Here is an 18577-nt window from a genome sequence, read left to right on the forward strand (position 1 = left end):
GCCCAATGCACGGGCGCTGACGGGCGGGAACCATGGTCGCGGGATTGAACGGCTCGGAACTTCTCCAACTGGCGCTTTTACTGGCGGCGGTGGGGGCGCTGTCGGGATTTCTCGCCGGCGTGTTCGGGGTCGGCGGGGGCGCCATTCTGGTACCGGTATTTTACGAATGCTTTCGGCTGGCCGGGGTGCCGCTGGAGGTGCGGATGCCGCTGTGCATCGGCACGTCGCTCGCCATCATCATTCCGACATCGATCCGCTCCTGGCGCGCCCATTACGCCAGAGGCGCGGTGGACATGGAAATTCTCAGGGCATGGTGGCTGCCGGTTTTGATCGGCGTCATCGCCGGCAGCGTGACCGCGCGCTACGCGCCGGAGCGGCTGTTCAAGATCGTGTTCGTGACGGTGGCCTATTCAGCGGCGGCGCGGCTGCTGCTGGCACGTGAGACCTGGAAGTTCGGCGACGATTTTCCGCGCGGACCGCTGATGAAAATCTACGGCTTCATCGTCGGGCTTCTTTCCACGCTGATGGGCATCGGCGGCGGCTTGTTCTCCAACCTGCTGATGACATTCTACGGCCGGCCGATCCATCAGGCGGTCGCGACCTCGTCGGCGCTGGCGGTGCTGATCTCGATTCCCGGCGCGCTCGGCTATGTCTATGCCGGCTGGCCCGCGGCGGCGCTCCATCCTGAAGTCGTCGCGCTGCAATGGCCGTTTGCGATCGGTTACGTCTCGCTGATCGGTGCCGTGCTGGTCATGCCGACCAGCCTCCTGACCGCGCCGCTTGGCGTCAAAGCGGCGCATGCAATGTCTAAGCGCACGCTGGAAATGGCGTTCGGCTGTTATCTGTTCATCGTCGGCAGCCGGTTTGTGATCAGCCTGCTGTAACCCGAAGCGGGACACCGGTTCCATCAGGGTTGCGGCGCACGGAGACCTGTCCGTATCGTTGTAATCCGCCGCGATTTGCATGAAAGTCCCGATGCCACAGGGCGTTCGGAGGACATCCATGAAACGGCGCGCGTTTATCACGCTGCTTGGCGGCGCGGCGGCGGGCGTGCCGTTCGCTGCAATTGCGCAGCAGGCAGGGAAGATCCCTGTCGTCGGCATATTGTGGCACGCCGGGACCGCCCAGGAGGAAGGGCCGAATTTCACGGCGGTGATCGAAGGATTCAAGGCCCTCGGTTACGTCGATGGGCAGAACATCAGGTTCGAGCACCGCTTTCCCAATGAAACTCCCGAGCGGTTCAGAAGCATGGCGGCCGAACTGGTGTCGATGAGAGTCGATGTCCTCTTGAGCGTGGGTGTTACAGCGGCGCCTTACGCCAGAAGCGCGACATCGACGATCCCCATCGTCTTTACCCTCGTGGCAGACCCCGTTGCGAGCAAATTGGTCGATAGCCTCGCAAGGCCGGGAGGAAACGCGACGGGACTGACGTTGTTTGCAGCCGAGCTGGGCGCGAAACGGCTGGAACTTCTCAAAGAGGCCATCCCGGGACTGTCGCGCGTCGGATTGCTCATCAATCCGAACACTTCATTCTCCCGCCCCTACGTCGAAGAATCGAAAGCGGCTGCGGCCAAGCTGGGATTGACGCTGCAGACGTTCGAAGCGCGCGCGTTGGACGAACTGCCGCCGGCATTTGACATGGCGGCGAAAGCCGGCGTGCAGGCCATCAGCATAACCCCGGAGGGGGTATTCTATCAGGGACGCGCTGTTATCGCGAAGTTGGCGCTTTCGCGTGGCGTTGCGACCTGCGTGTGGTCGAAAGAAACCTTCGAGCCCGGCGCGTTCATGGCCTACGGACCCGACGTGTTAGAGATCCTCCGCCGCGCGGCGGTTTTCGTCGACAAAATCCTGAAGGGCGCCAAGCCTGCGGATCTTCCGGTGGAGGAGCCGACCAGATTCCAGCTCCTGATTGGCCTCAAAACGGCGAAAGCGATTGGTATCACCGTGCCGCCAACGCTGCTTCTGCGTGCTGACGAGGTGATCGAATGAGGACCTGACCTCATCCTGAGGAGCCGCCAACGGGTCCGCGCGAAGCGCGGCCCGATGACAGGCTCCGCGGCGTCTCGAAGGATGGCCTCATGGTTCGTGACGGCGCAAGTGCGCCTCCTCACCATGAGGGACGATCACTTCGCGTAAATCTTCGCATACGTATCGCGCAAAATGTTCTTCTGCACCTTGCCCATGGCATTGCGCGGCAATTCGTCGACCACGATCACCCGTTTCGGCATCTTGAATTTCGCCAGCCGCCCGTCGAGCGCCTGCAGCACCGAGGTTTCGTCGACCTTTGCATTCTTGTCGCAGACCACGACGGCGGTAACGCCCTCGCCGAAATCGGCATGGGGCACGCCGATCACGGCGGATTCGACCACGCCCGGCATGGCGTCGATCTCGCTTTCGATCTCCTTGGGGTAGACATTGAAGCCGCCGGAGATCACGAGATCCTTGCCGCGGCCGAGAATGTGCACATAGCCGTGGCCGTCGATCTTGCCGAGATCGCCGGTGATGAAGAATCCGTCGTCGCGGAATTCAGCTTTGGTCTTCTCGGGCATCCGCCAGTAGCCCTTGAACACGTTGGGGCCCTTGACCTCGATCATCCCAATGGTTTCGCGCGCGAGCTCTTTTCCGGTTTCGGGGTCGGTGACGCGCACGGTGACGCCGGGCAGCGCATGGCCGACCGCGCCGGGCACCCGATCGCCGTCATAGGGGTTCGACGTATTCATGTTGGTTTCGGTCATGCCGTAGCGCTCGAGCACGGCGTGGCCGGTACGCGCAAACCATTCGCGGTGGGTATCGGCGAGCAGCGGCGCCGAGCCGGAGACGAACAATCGCATGTGTTTTGTCGATTCATGCGTCAGCGCCGGGCTCTGCAGCAGCCGTGTGTAGAACGTCGGCACGCCCATCAGCACGGTGGCACGCGTCATCAGCCTGATGATCAGGTCGGGATCGAATTTCGGCAGGAAGATCATCGAGGCGCGGGCGAACAGCGTGACGTTGCTCGCCACGAACAAGCCGTGGGTGTGGTAGATCGGCAGCGCGTGGATCAGCACGTCCTTGTCGGTGAAGCGCCAGTAATCGACCAGCGACAGCGAATTCGACGCGAGGTTATCGTGCGTCAGCATCGCGCCCTTGGAACGCCCTGTCGTACCCGAGGTGTAGAGGATCGCGGCAAGATCATCGTCGGCGCGTGCGACGGTGGTGAATGCCGGGCTCGCCGCGGCGGCGGCGTCGGTCAGCGACCCCTTGCCGTCGGCGCCCAGCGTCTCGACCTTGGCGCCAACCTTGGCCGCGATCGCGCCGATGCCTTCCGCCTTGGTGGGATCGCACACCACCAGCGAGGGCTCGGCGTCGGTGATGAAATATTCAAGCTCGTTCAGCGTGTAGGCGGTGTTGAGCGGCAGGTAGACGGCGCCCGCCCGCACCGCGGCGAGATACAGCACTAGGCCCGGCACCGATTTTTCGGTTTGCGCGGCGACGCGGTCGCCGGGCTTGACGCCGCGCGATACCAGCACATTCGCCATCTGCCCGGCCCGGGAAATCAGGTCGCCATAACTGATGCGCTGCCCGTCGGCGGTTTCGATCGCCAACCGGGAAGCATCGTCGAGGCCGTCGAACAAGCGGGAAAACAGGTTGGCGTTCATGATGGTTTTCTGCGGCGCATTCATGCATCATTCCGGTGGGCGGCTTTCGGCCCCGAGGGCCGCGTCATCCAGCGGATGAATAGCAAGAACGCCCTTCACAAAGCAACGGAGACAGTTTGCATGTCAAATAACGGGAAACGCGTAGCCTGGGTCACCGGCGGCGGCAGCGGTATCGGCGAGGCCGGGGCGGAAGCGCTGGGAGCGGACGGCTGGACGGTGGTGGTTTCGGGGCGCCGGCAGGATGCGCTGGACGCGGTGGTGGCGAAGATTACCAGGAGCGGCGGCAAGGCCGAGGCGATCGCGCTCGATGTCAGCAAATCCGACGACGTGACCAGGGCCGCGGAGCAGATTCTCGCCAAACACGGCCGCATCGATCTTCTGGTCAACAGCGCCGGCATCAACGTGCCGAAACGCAGCTGGGCCGACATGGAGCTGGAAGGCTGGAACAGCCTGGTCGACATCAATCTCAACGGCGTGCTGTATTGCATGCGCGCGGTGCTGCCGGCGATGCGGGCGCAACAGGACGGCTGCATCATCAACGTGGCATCATGGGCCGGCCGCCATGTCTCGAAAATGCCGGGTCCGGCCTACACCACCACCAAGCATGCGGTGCTGGCGCTGACCCATTCGTTCAACATGGATGAATGCGTCAACGGGTTGCGGGCTTGCTGCCTGTCGCCCGGCGAGGTCGTGACCCCGATCCTCAAACTGCGGCCGAAGGTCCCGTCGGAAGCAGAACAGGCGAAGATGCTGCAGCCGGAAGATTGCGGCCGCACCATCGCCTTCGTCGCCAGCATGCCGCCGCGGGTCTGCATCAACGAAATCCTGATCAGCCCGACCTGGAACAGGGGATTTGTGCAGACGCCGGCCAATCGGGATTAGCGACGCGATCTCGCGCCCTCATCCTGAGGAGCGGCCGATGGCCGTCTCGAAGGATGGGTGCCAGCCTCATGGTTCGAGACGCGCGCGAAGAGCGCGCTCCTCACCATGAGGCACGCCCACACGTCTCTCGCAAAGTCGTCATTCCGGGATGGTGCTTTAGCACCAGACCCGGAATCTCGAGATTCCGGGTTCGACGCTTCGCATCGCCCCGGAATGACCGCCACCTGGACTGCTCCGTCGCTCCTCGCAATGAGGGGAGCCCACGTCTCTCGCCGCGAAAAGTTTCAAATCCCTGAAAATTTATTCCCTGAAACCGCGCCTCCCGCCTCCCGTAACTCGGCGCAACGGCGACGCAGTCTTCCATCAACCGACAGCGCCGTTGTTACCCCTCGGCGAGAGTTCCGCCGGTCACACCATCCATCGGGAGACGATCCATGTCGAAGCGCATTGCATTGTTGTCCGCCGCCGCCATTGGCGCGCTGGCCCTGACTGCCACCCTCGTCGCGCCCGTCAGCGCGCAAGACAAGATGAAGAGCGAAATGTCCGGCGAGAAGACCGTCATGGTCGGCGGCGCCGCGATGTTCCCCTCGAAGAACATCATCCAGAACGCCGTCAACTCCAAGGACCACACCACGCTGGTTGCCGCGGTGAAGGCCGCCGGCCTGGTCGATACCCTGGAAGGCAGGGGCCCGCTCACGGTATTCGCGCCGACCAACGCTGCCTTCGGCAAGCTGCCGGCCGGTACCGTCGACACCCTGGTGAAACCCGAAAGCAAGGTGACCCTGACCAAAATCCTGACTTATCACGTGGTTCCGGGCAGGCTCGAAGCCTCCGCCCTGACCGACGGCAAGAAGCTCAAGACCGTTCAGGGCGAAGAGCTGACCGTCAAGCGGTCGGGCAACACGGTGATGATCATCGACGCCAAGGGCGGCTCCTCGACCGTCACGATCCCGAACGTCAATCAGTCGAACGGCGTGATCCATGTGGTCGATACGGTACTGATGCCGTCGTAACAGCCGCGCCCCTGATCAGTCCCCATCGGGATGCGCAAGCCGCGAGCCGGGGCAACCCGGCTCGCATTTTTGTGATCGCGATACCCCACCGGCATGAATCTGATAGGCTGCGCGGCAGTAACGAAACACGGGTTCCCGGCGTATAGTTGTAGTATCGATCTTTTAGCGGCGGAACAACGATGTCCAGTCTTGCAGTCAGCGACGAACGCACAGCACCGGCGACGACGATCATTCAGCCGGCGTGGGTTCGGATCGTGCACTGGATCAATGCGGTGGCGATGATCCTGATGATCATGTCGGGATGGCAGATCTACAACGCCTCGCCGCTGTTCGGTTTCAGTTTTTCGCCTTCGATCACGCTGGGCGGCTGGCTCGGCGGCGCGCTGCTCTGGCATTTCGCGGCGATGTGGCTGTTGATGGTCAACGGCCTGGTCTATCTCACGCTGGGTTTCGCCACCGGCCGCTTTCGCAAAAAGCTGCTGCCGATCACGCCTTCCGGCGTGATCTCGGATACGAAGGCGGCGCTGACCGGCAAGTTGTCGCATGACGACCTGACCCGGTACAATTACGTGCAGAAGATGTTGTATGCCGGCATCATCGTGGTCGGCGTCGTCATCGTGCTGTCGGGTCTTTCGATCTGGAAGCCGGTGCAGCTGCAGTGGCTGACAGCGGTGTTCGGCGGCTACGACGTGGCGCGCTACGTCCACTTCGTCTGCATGTCGGCGATCGTCGCGTTCCTGGTGATCCACGTCGCCCTGGCATTGCTGGTGCCCAGGAGCCTGCGCGCCATGATCATCGGCCGCTGAAAAATTATCGGAGAATAGATCATGGGCCGCCTACGTTCCCTTCTGATCCCCGGCGTCGACAAGCAACTGCTGGTGAAGGACGCGGTGAAGCTGATGCCGGATCCGGCGCGCCGGCGCTTTATCGCCGGGGGCGCCAGTTTTGGCGCGCTGACGCTGTTGACCGGCTGCAACGTTTCCGACAGTTCGTCGGCCGAGCAGCTGCTGGTGCAGGTCTCGAAGTTCAACGATGCCGTGCAGGCCTTTATTTTCAATCCCGATGCGCTGGCGCCGACTTTTCCGGAAAGCGCCATTACAAGGCCGTTTCCGTTCAACGGGTATTACGACGTTGAGGACGCGCCCGACGTCGACGGCAAGACCTGGAAGTTCGAGGTGCGCGGCCTCGTCGACAACAAGAAGCCATGGACGCTGGAGGAGCTTTACAAGCTGCCGCAGGTCAAGCAGGTCACGCGCCATATCTGCGTCGAGGGCTGGAGCGCGATCGGCAGCTGGACCGGGACTCCGTTACGCGATTTCCTCAAGCTGGTCGGCGCCGACACCCGCGCCAAATATTGCTGGTTCCAGTGCGCCGATTCGGAAGGCTACAACAGCCCGCTCGACATGCGCACCGCGCTGCATCCGCAGACCCAGATGACGTTCAAGTTCGCCGACGAAATTCTCCCCAGGGCCTATGGCTTCCCGATGAAGATCCGGGTGCCGACAAAACTCGGATTCAAGAACCCGAAATACGTGGTCTCGATGGAGGTCACCAACGACTACAAGGGCGGCTATTGGGAAGACCAGGGCTACAATTCGTTCAGCGGGAGTTGATCCTTCCCTTCTCCCCTTGTGGGAGAAGGTGGCGCGGACAAGGTCCGCGCCGGATGAGGGGTCTCTATCCGCGGAGACAAACCCCTCACCCGTCTCGAATTCGCTGCGCTCATTCGAGCCACCCTCTCCCACAAGGGGAGAGGGGAAGAATCACGCCGATGGTCCCAGCCGCTTCTGAAACGCCGCCGCCACGGCGCCTATCGCCAACAGCGCCGCGGAGACGTTCAATGCATAGGACAGGCTGCCGAACGCGTCGGTGACGGCGCCGACCGCGGTCGGTCCCAGCGTCTGGCCAATTCCGAACGCGATCGTCATTGCCGCGATTCCCTTCGGCCATGCCGACGGCGGATAGTTGAAGCGCACGAAGGCGGTGGTTGAGCCGACTATGGCGAAAAAGGAGATGCCGAACACCAGCGCCGATGCGGTCAGCCATGCCGCGGAGTGTCCGAGCAATGGCAATGCGGCGCCAATCGTATTGACGCTGAGAATGATCGCCGTACTGATGCCGCCGCGGTCGAGCGCCAGCACGCGGCGCCATACCCACGGCGTTGCGAACGCGCTCAGGCCGATCAGGCACCAGAACGCGCTCTGCGCCGGAGCTCCGCCGCCGGCGTCGCGGATATACGCGATCATGAAGGTCATGTAGGCGATATATCCGGCGCCGAACAGAAAATAGCCGATCAGATAGATCAGCACCGGTCTGATGGCGAAAGGTGTCGGGATATCTGCGGCGAGGTCGGCTTGTATGTCGATCGGCGCCAGCAGCAGCGGGATTGTCATCACGGTGGCGAGCGCCGTCATCGCCCACCACACGATCCACCACGATCCCGGGCCGAACGCCTGCAGCACGAAAGGTGCGACCAGCCCCGACGACAGGATGCCCAATCCCGGTCCGGCGTAGAACAGACTGAGCAGGAAGTTCGCGCGCTCGGGGCGCGATTGCGCGATTGTGGCCGCCAGCGCGGCACCGGCGATGAACACCGCCGCTGCGCCAATTCCCACCAGCAGCCGGGCGAAACTCAGGATGACGAAATTGCCTGACAACGCGCACAGCGCCAGCGAGACCACGCAAACCAGCGTCCCCCAGCGCACGGTGGCGGACAGGCCGAAGCGCTTGATGAGTTTCGACGCGACCAGCGCGCCGGCGAGATAACCGGCGGCGTTGATGGTGTTCATGAAGCCTGCGGCCGAATACGACCAGCCGAGCGAATCGCGCATGTCCGGCAGCACCAGCGCATAGGCGAAGCGGCCGATACCGAGACCGATCGTGGGCGCCAGCGACAGGATCAGGATCAGCCGCGCGGGATGCGCGTAAGACGTGTGGCGATCGGGGGCGTGCAAGGGGGTACTCCGGCGAAACGCAATGTGACAGGGTCTGCAGCGGTTGCACAGGACGCAATCAGCAATGGTGTCTTGCCAATCGCGCAGGGCCGCTCTAGCACTCCGCGCGCAGCGAAATTGGCCGTCATGCCCGGCCTCGTGCCGGGCATCCATGTCCTTTCCTTCGCTGTAAGCAACAAGACGTGGATGGCCGGGACAAGCCCGGCCATGACGATCGATAAGGAACGACGCCCATGGCGACCCATAAACTGCTGCTTCTCCCCGGCGACGGCATCGGCCCCGAAGTGATGGCGGAGGTGACGCGCCTGATTGACTGGCTTAACGCGGCGGGGCTGGCGCATTTCGAAACCGAGCAGGGGCTGGTCGGCGGCGCGGCCTATGATGCGAGCAAGCAGAGCATCACCGACGCGACCATGGCCACGGCGAAGGCCGCCGATGCCGTGATCTTCGGCGCGGTCGGCGGTCCGAAATGGGACAGCGTGCCCTATGAGGCGCGCCCGGAGGCCGGGCTGTTGCGGCTGCGCAAGGACCTCGCGTTGTTTGCGAACCTGCGTCCGGCGATTTGCTATCCGGCGCTCGCGGATTCATCCAGCCTGAAGCGCGAGGTGGTCGAGGGCCTCGACATCATGATCGTGCGCGAGCTCACCGGCGGGGTGTATTTTGGCGAGCCGAAAACCATCACCGACCTCGGCAACGGCCAGAAGCGCGCCATCGACACCCAGGTCTACGACACCTTTGAAATCGAGCGCATCGCCCGCGTTGCCTTCGATCTGGCGCGCAAGCGCCGCAACAAGGTGACCTCGATGGAAAAGCGCAACGTCATGAAGTCGGGCGTGCTCTGGAACGAGGTGGTCACCCAGGTGCACGCGCGCGAATACAAGGACGTGACGCTCGAGCATCAATTGGCCGATTCCGGCGGCATGAACCTGGTGAAGACGCCGAAGCAGTTCGACGTCATCGTCACCGACAACCTGTTCGGCGACATGCTCTCGGATATCGCGGCGATGCTGACGGGCTCGCTCGGCTTGCTGCCGTCGGCTTCGCTCGGCGCAGTCGACACCAAGACCAGGGAGCGCAAGGCGCTGTACGAGCCGGTGCACGGCTCGGCGCCCGACATCGCCGGCAAGGGCCTGGCCAATCCGATCGCGATGCTCGCCTCGTTCGCAATGGCGCTGCGCTATTCCTTTGATATGGGCGAACTGGCCGACAAGGTTGATTCGGCCATTGCGGCGGTGCTCGCGAGCGGCCTGCGCACGGCCGACATCAAGTCCGAGGGCACCACGGCGGTCAGCACGACGCAGATGGGCGAGGCGATTCTGAAGGAATTGCAGGCGTTGCACGGGTAGACACGCGGAAGCCGTGCCCTTCAATTCGAGGTCAGCCCGCCAACGCCGGAATTAATTTCTGATTTTCGCGGCGGACTGGCACATGCGCGGGCTACGACGAGTCCTGGTGAAACGTGCCTTCGCCCGCCCCGCATCTCCGCTGGATCAATACAGCGGGAAAGTCTTCGGATACCAACCACCGAAATCCGACGGCGGATTGAGCGGCTGGCGATCGATCGGGCGGTTGTTGTTCTCGCGGCCGAACGAGGGGTATCCGATGTCCGGCGGAATCGCATAGTCCATAAATTTGCGGTCGCCGGGCAATACTTCGGTGCCGGCGTCGAGCCAGGAGCGCTTGGTGACGTAGAGCCGGGTGTGCGGGCCCTGCTGATAGGAGACGTTGGGTCCGCCCGGCCCGTAATTGAGACGGCCGTTGTGATCGTATTTTGGGTTTTGCGCGTTGGCTTGGGTCGCGTCCAAGCCGACCGCGACAACTGCCGCCAGCAGCACCGCAAGCTTCACGACAGGGAATTTCAAGGTCATCACCACGTCCTCATGGGCTGGCAGGTCGCCAAATCCGATTGGCATCCAATTTAGCCGCTGGGGGTATGCCGTCACAAGGTCAATCGGGCCACACTAGCTCACAATAATGCGGCGCGGGGCGAAAAAGTTGCATCAAAACCAGCATCTTGGCCGATGCGCCGGTCAGAGTGCGCCGCGCAGCCGGGGATTTTCCGCAGCCGTCACCCAGTCGGCCGAAGCCGCTGACGTGTCGGCAGCCGCGCAGCTGCTGCGCCTGAGCTCGGCGCGGGCGAATAATTCCGCCAGTTTCGGGTCATTTCCGGCCGCAAGCAAGATCAACCGGCTCAGAATACAGGAGATTGCGGCCCGCCGGGCCGGCAATGCGTCGCCCTGGCACGACCAGCCGGAAATCTGCAGACTGGGCTGGTCGAGGCGTTTGAAGAAGCCAAGGCAGGACCGCGTCTCGTCGGCGTTGCCCGCCGGGCGCAGCAGGGTCACCGCGCCGAATTTGCTATCGATCAGGCCGGCCGCTTCCAGCTCGCGCCCGTCCCCTGGGTTCATGCGGGCGGCGATTTCGGCAACGGCAGGCGCGGATGGGCTGAATTCAGCGCCGGGGCGATAGATTTCGAGCTCCGCGACCGGCTTTTGCCCCGGAGCGGCCCAGCGAAAGACGTCCTTGCGGCCGCCTCCGGGGTGCCGGAGGATTTCGTAAGTCTCTGTCTTTTCGGGCGAATCGAACTGGCTGACGGCGAACGCCGGGTACGAGCGCGAGGCCAGGCTCCAGTCCGCTTTGACGGCAGGCTCGCCTGCTTCGCCAGCGGGCAATTGATCCCATAAACGGATACCGACGATGGCAAGCAGGGCCAGAGTACCCACATAGGCAAGGAGCCTCGCCAGCGTACCGCAACACTCATCGGCAAAGCTGTTCAGCGCCGGATGAATGTGGGTCGAATATGAGGGATTGGCACGGATGGCCCGAAACGATCGCATCAAAACGCCCAAACGCACGGTCTAACGTTGTCTTAACGGCGTTTCTCGCATAGAAGCGCTGCCTCTTCCCCTCTCCCGCTGGCGGAGGGGAGGCATTTTTCTTCGGAGAGTGAACGATGGGTTACAAAGTCGCGCTGGTCGGAGCGACCGGCAATGTCGGGCGGGAAATGCTCAACATTCTAGACGAACGCAAATTCCCGGCCGACGAGGTCGTGGCATTGGCGTCGCGCCGCAGCATGGGCGTCGAAGTCTCCTATGGCGATCGTGCCCTCAAATGCAAAGCGCTCGAACATTACGATTTCAGCGACGTCGATATCTGCCTGATGTCGGCAGGCGGCGCGGTGTCGAAGGAATGGTCGCCCAAGATCGCCGCCGCCGGCGCGGTCGTGATCGACAACTCATCGACCTGGCGGATGGATCCGGACGTGCCGCTGATCGTGCCCGAGGTCAATGCGGATGCGGTGGCAGGCTTCGTCAAGAAGAACATCATCGCCAACCCGAACTGCTCGACCGCGCAACTCGTGGTCGCGCTGAAGCCGCTGCACGACAAGGCGGTCATCAAGCGCGTCGTAGTTGCGACCTATCAATCGGTGTCGGGCGCCGGAAAGGACGCCATGGACGAGCTGTTTTCGCAGACCAAGGCGGTCTACACCAACAGCGAACTCATCAACAAGAAATTCCCCAAGCGGATCGCCTTCAACGTCATCCCCGAGATCGACGTGTTCATGGAGGACGGCTACACCAAGGAAGAGTGGAAGATGATGATGGAGACCAAGAAGATTCTTGATCCCAAAATCAGGCTGACCGCGACCTGCGTGCGGGTGCCGGTGTTCGTCGGCCATTCCGAGGCCGTCAATATCGAATTCGAAAATCCGATTTCGGCCGATGAGGCGCGCGACATCCTGCGCAACGCGCCGGGCTGTCTCGTCATCGACAAGCATGAGCCGGGCGGCTACGTCACGCCCTACGAGGCCGCCGGCGAGGACGCGACCTACATCAGCCGCATCCGCGAGGACAACACCGTGGAGAACGGCCTGGTGCTGTGGTGCGTGTCGGACAATTTGCGCAAGGGCGCCGCGCTCAATGCGATCCAGATCGCCGAATGCCTGATCAATCGCAAGTTGATCAGCGCCAAGAAGAAAGCGGCGTAAAAGGCGGCGTGAGTCCCGCGCAATCAAGGAGCCGGAATCGCAATGACCGAGCAGCCGGCTCCCTATCGGCCCAATCCGATGCTGAAACGTCTTGAGCACGGGATCGAAAACGTGCTGTTCAACAGCCGCTGGCTGATGGCGCCGTTCTATCTCGGCCTGGTTGGCTGCCTCGCAGTCATGTTGTTCAAATTCTTCAAGAAGCTGTGGGAGTTCATCCTCCTCGCGCCCTCCGCCAGTGAGAACGATATCATCCTCGGCGCGCTGTCGCTGATCGACGTCTCGCTGGTCGGCAATCTGATCCTGATCGTGGTGTTTTCAGGTTACGAGAATTTTGTGTCGCGGATCGACCCCGGCGACCACCCGGACTGGCCGGAATGGATGACCAAGGTCGATTTCGCAGGCCTGAAACAAAAGATGCTGGCCTCGATCGTCGCGATTTCGGCGATCCAGGTGCTGAAGGCATTCATGAACATCGACGCCGTGTTCGACGCCCAGAAGATGGGCTGGCTGGTCGGCGTGCACCTGGTGTTCGTGGTCTCGACCCTGGTGCTGGCGCTATCGGATCGCTGGAGCGGCGATCATGGCGGCGAATAGCGAATAGCGAATGGCGAGTGGCGAGTGGATTTTCCCCTATTCGCCATTCGCCACTCCCTATTCGCGCACTGGCTACCTAACGCTGCGAAATTCCTTCGCCACGGGGTCGAGTACGAAGAGCGAACCCTCGGCGACGCCGAAATAGGCGCCGTGAAGATGCAGTTCGCCGCGCTCGACGAGTGTCCGAACGAAGGGGAACGTCATCAGGTTTTCCAGGCTGCGGAACACGGCGGCCTTCTCGATCCGGATGGTGAAGTCAGCCATCGTCTCGTGGTCGCGCTGCTCGACCTGCTCTCCCGGCTTGATGAACATCGACATCCACTTGCCGATGAAGTCGCCCGGCGACAGCGGCTCGATCTTGTCGATGAAGGCGCGGATGCCGCCGCATTGGGCATGGCCGAGCACCACGATGTGCTTTACGTGAAGAACTGAAACCGCGTATTCCAGCGCCGCCGATACGCCGTGCGCGTTGGCGTCGGGCTGATAGACCGGCACCAGATTGGCGATATTACGCATCACGAACAGTTCGCCGGGACCGGCATCGAAGATCACTTCCGGCGAGACCCGGGAATCGCAGCAGCCGATCACCATCACTTCGGGGGCCTGGCCGCGCTCGGACAGGTCGCGGTAACGCGACTGCTCGGTGGGCAGCCGCTGCGAGGTGAAGGTCCGGTAGCCCTCAAGCAGATGTTGCGGAAACGATGACATGGCAATGGCTAACCATAGGCTGTGTTTGGGAACAAGTCTTTCGGACCGCGGGCTGAGATGATATCGCGGGAGCTTGGGAGCCGAAAGGAATAAGACCATGATCCATCCGCGCCGCAGCCTGCTGTTCATGCCGGGATCGAACGCGCGGGCGCTGGAAAAAGCCCGCCATCTGCCGGCCGACGGCATCATCCTCGACCTCGAGGATTCCGTCGGCCTCGATGCCAAGGCTGTCGCCCGCGACCAGATCGCGAAAGCCGTCGCGGAGAGAGGGTTCGGCAAGCGCGAGGTCCTGATCCGCACCAACAGCCTCGATACGCCATGGTGGATCGACGACATCACCATGGCCGGCAAGGCCCGGCCCGACGGCATTCTGGTTCCAAAAATTTCCAGCGTGGCGGATCTCAGCGCGATCGCCGATCGCCTGGACGCCATCGGTGCCGACCCGTCGATCAGGGTGTGGGCGATGATCGAGACCGCGCGGGCGGTGCTCCACGCCGAAGAACTCGCCGCCGCCTCGCGCGACCAAAGGACACGGCTGGCCGGTTTCGTGTTCGGGCCGAACGATCTTTCGCGGGAGACGCGGATCCGGATGCGTCCGGGCCGCGCGGCGATGATCCCTATGATCACGCACTGCATTCTCGCCACCCGCGCCTACGGCCTCGAAATTCTCGACGGCCCCTACAGCGACTTCAGCGATTTCAACGGCTTTGGGCAGGAATGCGCGCAAGCCCGCGATCTCGGCTTTGACGGCAAGACGCTGATCCATCCCGGGCAGATCGAGGCCTGCAACGCGATCTTCACGCCGCCGGCGGAGGAGATTGCGCAAGCCCGCAAGATCATCGCGGCGTTCGAACGGCCGGAAAACACCGCGCGCGGCGCGATCCAGCTCGACGGTCAGATGGTGGAGCGGCTGCACGCCGAGATGGCCCAGCGCACGATTGCGATTGCCGATGCGATCGCCGCGATGGGAAGTTGACCTCTTACCCTCCCCTGGAGGGGGAGGGGAGGGGAGGGTAAGGATCTAGCCCATTCCAAACCGCTCCGCCGCCCAGGCATACAGGCTGCCGGCGACGGGCGGCTGGTTGCCTCGGCCTTTCGGTGAGACGTGAAACCCGATGATGTCGGGATCGCCGGTCAGCGCCGAAAAATCCTGGGGTTCGAAGAACAGTTTTGGTTCAGCATGGACCGCGTAAAACGATTTGCGGGGCAATGCGTAGTGCAGTTCGCCGGCGCGGCGGGCCAGCGCGGTCAGCGCCGCCGGGCCATAAATCGCGACGCGTATATCGGACAGCCGTTTTGAGCCGCGCAACCTGCGAAGCGCGAAAGTCAGGCGGTGCCGCAACGCCAACCAGTCCGGCGTCAGTTCGTGCTGCCGCATCAGCGCGCCGAACGCCGCCACGATCGGATCGCCTGATGGCAGATAGAGTACGGAATTGCCGAGCTGGCGCGGCCGCTCCCAGGCGAAGTATGGTTTTGCCGGGTCGATCTCGACCGGTTTAAGCAGCAGCACGTCGGCGTCGAGCCACAGGCCGGCGCTTCGCGCCATCAGCTGCATCCGAAAAAAATCGCTGAACTGCAGCGTGGTCCAGTCGCGCCACACGCCGTCAGCGCCTGTTGGGCGCAGTTTCTCTGCAAAAGCATGCGGCAGAACCGCTTCGGCCTCGGCGTTGCCGACGCCATCGGGCAATGGCGCCAGCGGCTCGAAACTGTAGACGGTGACTTTATGGCCCGCCGCGACCTGCGATCTCAGGCAGGTGAGCCGCAGTCTATCAAGCGGGCCGTGCCAGAAGGTGACGACGTCGGGCCGCATGCGCGTCGCACCTTCACAAAGCGGGAGATCACGCCCAGGCGCGCTCGGTCTTTGCCTTGGCCTCGTAGCTGTCGATCGAGGCCTTCTTCTCCATGGTCAGCCCGATGTCATCGAGGCCGTTCATCAGGCAGTGCTTGCGGTACGGATCGATCTCGAACTTTAGCGTGCCGCCGTCGGGGCCGCGGATTTCCTGACTGGCAAGATCGATGCTCAGCGTCGCATTGGCGCCGCGTTCGGCATCGTCGAACAATTTGTCGAGATCGTCCTGGCTGACGCGGATCGGCAGAATGCCGTTCTTGAAACAGTTGTTGTAGAAGATATCGCCGAACGAGGTCGAGATCACGCAGCGGATGCCGAAATCGAGCAGCGCCCATGGCGCGTGCTCGCGGCTCGAACCGCAGCCGAAATTGTCGCCGGCGACCAGGATCTTGGCGTGGCGATAGGCCGGCTTGTTGAGGATGAAATCCGGGTTCTCGCTGCCGTCATCCTTGTAGCGCTGTTCCGAGAACAGCCCCTTGCCGAGGCCGGTGCGCTTGATGGTCTTCAGATACTGCTTGGGGATCACCATGTCGGTATCGACATTGATGATCTTCAAGGGCGCCGCGACGCCTTCCAGCGTGGTGAACTTGTCCATCGAATCCTAGTCCTATAGCTTGGGCCAGCGCCTTGGTTTGTCGTATCTAGGCTCATTTATATGGGGAGAGAACCCTGCTGGCAACGCAAGTATTTCCTCGTCAGTCATCTGACTAACGGTGTTGTTTACTGCCAGCTTCAGGGCCCTCAACTTCTCATCTAATATGGCTTGAATGATTTTATCAATTAGCCCTGACAGGGCTCGGTAACCCGTCGGTCCAAGCGGCCCAATACCAGAACTACTCCACCCTACCCCGCCCCGGTGTAGGCAGTTCTTGCTGTCGATCGCAATTTGGAGGTTGCTACAACCTGCTTCCATCTCGTTGACAGAGTGGGCAAGATTTTTATCAGTGATTGCTATGATTGTGTCGTGCAGTGACAGGAGTTCATCTGGAACTCTATCGACCAAGTCATTTCTCAAAAGACGGCTCCGCGCCCCTGTCTTGAAGCAACGTCGATAGCAAAGGGCGCCAGCCACAAAAATGCACCAATCTATCCCGTGCGAGTCATTCCTATCTAACCCGCCTGGGAAACCAACCCCGTATTCACGATTCGAAATTTGATCGAAACAAGATTTGGCAAAACGCAAATCAATCTGGATCATTTCATAATCGTATAAATCGCGAGCTTCTTGGAAGGCCAATAGCTTCGGAGTCCAATGTAGAGGTTCCTTTTCAACCATTACCTATGACCCTTCTGCCTCGATCGCTTCCATATCGTCGTCCGACAGCCCGAAATGGTGGCCGATCTCGTGAATCAGGACGTGGCGGACGATATGACCCAGCGCCTCGTCATGTTCCGCCCAGTAGTCGAGGATCGGCCGGCGATACAGCCAGATCATATTCGGCAGCCGGGCGATGTCGTCGTTGCTGCGAAACGGCAGCCCGATGCCCTGGAACAGGCCGAGCAGGTCGAATTCGCTCTCCGCGTTCATCTCGTCGAGAACTTCCTCCGTCGGAAAATCGTCGACGCGGATGATCACGCCCTCGCACAGATCGCGAAAGCCGCTGGGCAGGCGCTCGAAAATCTGGTGCGCCATCGCCTCCATCTCGGCGAGGGAGGGCGCTTTCGCCGTGGTCCACATCCGGGCTTTTTACCGCGTGTTCCGCTGTCATGCATGGGGTTTTGCGCCCGCAGTTGACGTTCGGGCAGCAATCGGAGACGTTGCGGCCATAGCAGGTTTTGGGTGGGCGTGATGATGCGGATCAGGACAGCGGCGATTTGGCTGGCTTTGGCGGGCAGCTTTTCGTGGCCCGCAGCCGGAGCGAGCGCCCAAACCGCGCCATCCGGCATGCGGATCGCGCAGGCGACGCAGCCTGTCGCCACCGAGCCATCCGCGCAGCGCAGGGGTCGGCGCCCGCCGACCCGGCTGCATGTCTATCCGAACGTTGAAACGGGACCCGGCGTCTATCCGCGCTATTATCCCGGCCGCAATGCCGTGCGCGATTGCGTCGCAACCTATCTGCAGGAATACCGGCCGAGCGGCACCGTGATCACGCCGCACATGAGCTGCTATTGGCGACCCGTCCCTGTGGGCAACTACTGAGCGACGCACGCAGTCATCTGATTCCAGCGCGCTGCTGAATCCGAAATACGCGAAGTGGGTTGCGGAGCGGGCAGCCTCAGATTCCGGACACTAATGCCGTCGGCGTGCCGCGCCGATCAGCCCGGCGCAGACCACCAGCGCTGAGGTACCATAGACAATGATCGCCATGGTCAGTTGGGTGACGCCGCTAGCGGTGCCCGGACCTCCGCCAGGTCCCTGGGACGCCAGCGCCGCGCCAGTCCACGAAAGGCTGGTCACCGCTGACAGGGTGGCCAACCCGAAGCGCGATATCCGATGTCTTATGCGCAGGGATGTCATGACAATCTCCTGTGACGAAGAAGCCTCCAGAAGATACGCACGACAGCCTATGCCGGTTTTAAAAAATGTCCCGTGAGAATGTTGTTGTGCAGAGAGGGAACCGGTTCGCGCCACGCGCATTCATCTTCACGGCGCATCACATTCACGTCGCTCACTCTAGTTTCATGATCTGCGTTGCGCGCAATGCGGTCGATTCGATCGACCGCATTGCACAGACGTGACATCCGATGACCCAAGGGAGATCCATATATGAACGTGACCAGAGTTCTGGGACTTGTTGCAGTCGGCGCATTGCTTGTGCTCGCCGCTCCGACCGAACGCGCCCAGGCGCTGTCGCTGAGCAATCCCGCCGCCGCCACCGCGGTCCAGGACGGTTCGAAGCAGACGACAACCGAGGTGGGTTGGCGTCATGGACGTCATTGGGGTCATCGCCGCCACCACTGCTGGCACTGCCGCTGGTGAGCGCGGCTTGAGCGCGTGAGATCAACAGGCC

22 protein-coding genes are annotated in these 18577 nt (G+C 62.2%); 12 read left to right on the top strand and 10 right to left on the bottom strand.

Features of this window, described 5'->3' with window-relative positions; genetic code table 11:
- The first annotated feature begins 32 nt into the window (after positions 1-32).
- Positions 33-884: a sulfite exporter TauE/SafE family protein gene (locus B5527_RS41935; RefSeq protein ID WP_079606725.1), complete on the top strand. Its 852-nt coding sequence runs from the start codon at positions 33-35 to the stop codon at positions 882-884.
- Between the two features lie 118 nt (positions 885-1002).
- Positions 1003-1989: an ABC transporter substrate-binding protein gene (locus B5527_RS41940; RefSeq protein ID WP_172842814.1), complete on the top strand. Its 987-nt coding sequence runs from the start codon at positions 1003-1005 to the stop codon at positions 1987-1989.
- Positions 1990-2123: 134 nt separating this feature from the next.
- On the opposite strand, the gene B5527_RS41945 is transcribed toward B5527_RS41940, so the two are convergent.
- Positions 2124-3662, bottom strand: a complete 1539-nt coding sequence (locus tag B5527_RS41945) for a malonate--CoA ligase (RefSeq protein WP_079606727.1) — start codon at positions 3660-3662, stop codon at positions 2124-2126.
- A 96-nt stretch (positions 3663-3758) separates the two neighbouring features.
- Here B5527_RS41945 and B5527_RS41950 point away from each other — a divergent pair, with 96 nt between their 5' ends.
- The 4 genes from B5527_RS41950 to B5527_RS41965 all read left to right on the top strand — a co-directional run bounded on the left by B5527_RS41950 (position 3759) and on the right by B5527_RS41965 (position 7146).
- Positions 3759-4520: an SDR family oxidoreductase gene (locus tag B5527_RS41950; RefSeq protein ID WP_079606728.1), complete on the top strand. Its 762-nt coding sequence runs from the start codon at positions 3759-3761 to the stop codon at positions 4518-4520.
- Positions 4521-4954: 434 nt separating this feature from the next.
- Positions 4955-5533 carry a fasciclin domain-containing protein gene (locus tag B5527_RS41955; RefSeq protein ID WP_079606729.1) on the top strand — a complete coding sequence of 193 codons (579 nt, stop codon included), beginning with the start codon at positions 4955-4957 and terminating at the stop codon, positions 5531-5533.
- Positions 5534-5712: 179 nt separating this feature from the next.
- Positions 5713-6339: a cytochrome b/b6 domain-containing protein gene (locus B5527_RS41960; protein ID WP_079606730.1), complete on the top strand. Its 627-nt coding sequence runs from the start codon at positions 5713-5715 to the stop codon at positions 6337-6339.
- A 21-nt stretch (positions 6340-6360) separates the two neighbouring features.
- A complete protein-coding gene (locus B5527_RS41965; protein WP_079606731.1) occupies positions 6361-7146 on the top strand; it encodes a molybdopterin-dependent oxidoreductase in 786 nt (261 codons plus the stop codon).
- Between the two features lie 150 nt (positions 7147-7296).
- Here the strand turns inward: B5527_RS41965 and B5527_RS41970 are convergent, their stop codons facing one another.
- Positions 7297-8487 carry a YbfB/YjiJ family MFS transporter gene (locus B5527_RS41970; RefSeq protein WP_079606732.1) on the bottom strand — a complete coding sequence of 397 codons (1191 nt, stop codon included), beginning with the start codon at positions 8485-8487 and terminating at the stop codon, positions 7297-7299.
- Positions 8488-8720: 233 nt separating this feature from the next.
- On the opposite strand from B5527_RS41970, the gene leuB reads away from it, so the two are divergent.
- Entirely contained in the window at positions 8721-9833 is a 1113-nt protein-coding gene (gene leuB, locus B5527_RS41975) for a 3-isopropylmalate dehydrogenase (RefSeq protein WP_079606733.1), read from the top strand.
- Between the two features lie 144 nt (positions 9834-9977).
- Here the strand turns inward: leuB and B5527_RS41980 are convergent, their stop codons facing one another.
- The gene (locus tag B5527_RS41980) at positions 9978-10355 is read right to left on the bottom strand and encodes a hypothetical protein (RefSeq protein ID WP_079607907.1); all 378 of its coding nucleotides are present in this window, start codon (positions 10353-10355) and stop codon (positions 9978-9980) included.
- 162 nt (positions 10356-10517) lie between these two features.
- Complete coding sequence (locus tag B5527_RS41985) at positions 10518-11324, bottom strand: hypothetical protein (RefSeq protein WP_079606734.1); 807 nt, start codon at positions 11322-11324, stop codon at positions 10518-10520.
- 116 nt (positions 11325-11440) lie between these two features.
- On the opposite strand from B5527_RS41985, the gene B5527_RS41990 reads away from it, so the two are divergent.
- Together B5527_RS41990 and B5527_RS41995 are read left to right on the top strand one after the other, a co-directional pair.
- Complete coding sequence (locus tag B5527_RS41990) at positions 11441-12475, top strand: aspartate-semialdehyde dehydrogenase (RefSeq protein WP_079606735.1); 1035 nt, start codon at positions 11441-11443, stop codon at positions 12473-12475.
- A gap of 42 nt (positions 12476-12517) precedes the next feature.
- Positions 12518-13069, top strand: a complete 552-nt coding sequence (locus B5527_RS41995; protein WP_079606736.1) for a TIGR00645 family protein — start codon at positions 12518-12520, stop codon at positions 13067-13069.
- 72 nt (positions 13070-13141) lie between these two features.
- Here B5527_RS41995 and B5527_RS42000 read toward each other — a convergent pair whose 3' ends face one another.
- Positions 13142-13777, bottom strand: coding sequence for a carbonic anhydrase (locus tag B5527_RS42000; RefSeq protein ID WP_079606737.1), 636 nt, complete (start codon positions 13775-13777; stop codon positions 13142-13144).
- A 97-nt stretch (positions 13778-13874) separates the two neighbouring features.
- Between B5527_RS42000 and B5527_RS42005 the strand changes: the two genes are divergently transcribed.
- A complete protein-coding gene (locus B5527_RS42005; RefSeq protein ID WP_079606738.1) occupies positions 13875-14753 on the top strand; it encodes an HpcH/HpaI aldolase/citrate lyase family protein in 879 nt (292 codons plus the stop codon).
- Positions 14754-14798: 45 nt separating this feature from the next.
- On the opposite strand, the gene B5527_RS42010 is transcribed toward B5527_RS42005, so the two are convergent.
- From B5527_RS42010 to B5527_RS42025, 4 genes are read right to left on the bottom strand one after another with little or no spacing between them, the layout of a single operon-like run.
- Positions 14799-15587 carry a hypothetical protein gene (locus tag B5527_RS42010; protein ID WP_079606739.1) on the bottom strand — a complete coding sequence of 263 codons (789 nt, stop codon included), beginning with the start codon at positions 15585-15587 and terminating at the stop codon, positions 14799-14801.
- 28 nt (positions 15588-15615) lie between these two features.
- Entirely contained in the window at positions 15616-16221 is a 606-nt protein-coding gene (gene leuD, locus B5527_RS42015) for a 3-isopropylmalate dehydratase small subunit (RefSeq protein WP_079606740.1), read from the bottom strand.
- Positions 16222-16233: 12 nt separating this feature from the next.
- Positions 16234-16902, bottom strand: coding sequence for a hypothetical protein (locus B5527_RS42020; RefSeq protein WP_079606741.1), 669 nt, complete (start codon positions 16900-16902; stop codon positions 16234-16236).
- Positions 16903-16905: 3 nt separating this feature from the next.
- Positions 16906-17304, bottom strand: coding sequence for a metallopeptidase family protein (locus B5527_RS42025; protein WP_079606742.1), 399 nt, complete (start codon positions 17302-17304; stop codon positions 16906-16908).
- Between the two features lie 114 nt (positions 17305-17418).
- On the opposite strand from B5527_RS42025, the gene B5527_RS42030 reads away from it, so the two are divergent.
- Positions 17419-17766, top strand: coding sequence for a hypothetical protein (locus B5527_RS42030; RefSeq protein WP_154072965.1), 348 nt, complete (start codon positions 17419-17421; stop codon positions 17764-17766).
- Positions 17767-17856: 90 nt separating this feature from the next.
- On the opposite strand, the gene B5527_RS42035 is transcribed toward B5527_RS42030, so the two are convergent.
- On the bottom strand, positions 17857-18084 hold the full coding sequence (locus B5527_RS42035; protein WP_245332440.1) for a hypothetical protein: 228 nt from the start codon (positions 18082-18084) through the stop codon (positions 17857-17859).
- Between the two features lie 249 nt (positions 18085-18333).
- On the opposite strand from B5527_RS42035, the gene B5527_RS42040 reads away from it, so the two are divergent.
- Positions 18334-18546 carry a hypothetical protein gene (locus tag B5527_RS42040; RefSeq protein ID WP_079606744.1) on the top strand — a complete coding sequence of 71 codons (213 nt, stop codon included), beginning with the start codon at positions 18334-18336 and terminating at the stop codon, positions 18544-18546.
- The last annotated feature ends 31 nt before the right edge of the window (positions 18547-18577 follow it).

This window comes from Bradyrhizobium erythrophlei (genome assembly GCF_900129425.1).
GTDB classification, from domain to species: Bacteria; Pseudomonadota; Alphaproteobacteria; order Rhizobiales; family Xanthobacteraceae; genus Bradyrhizobium; species Bradyrhizobium erythrophlei_C.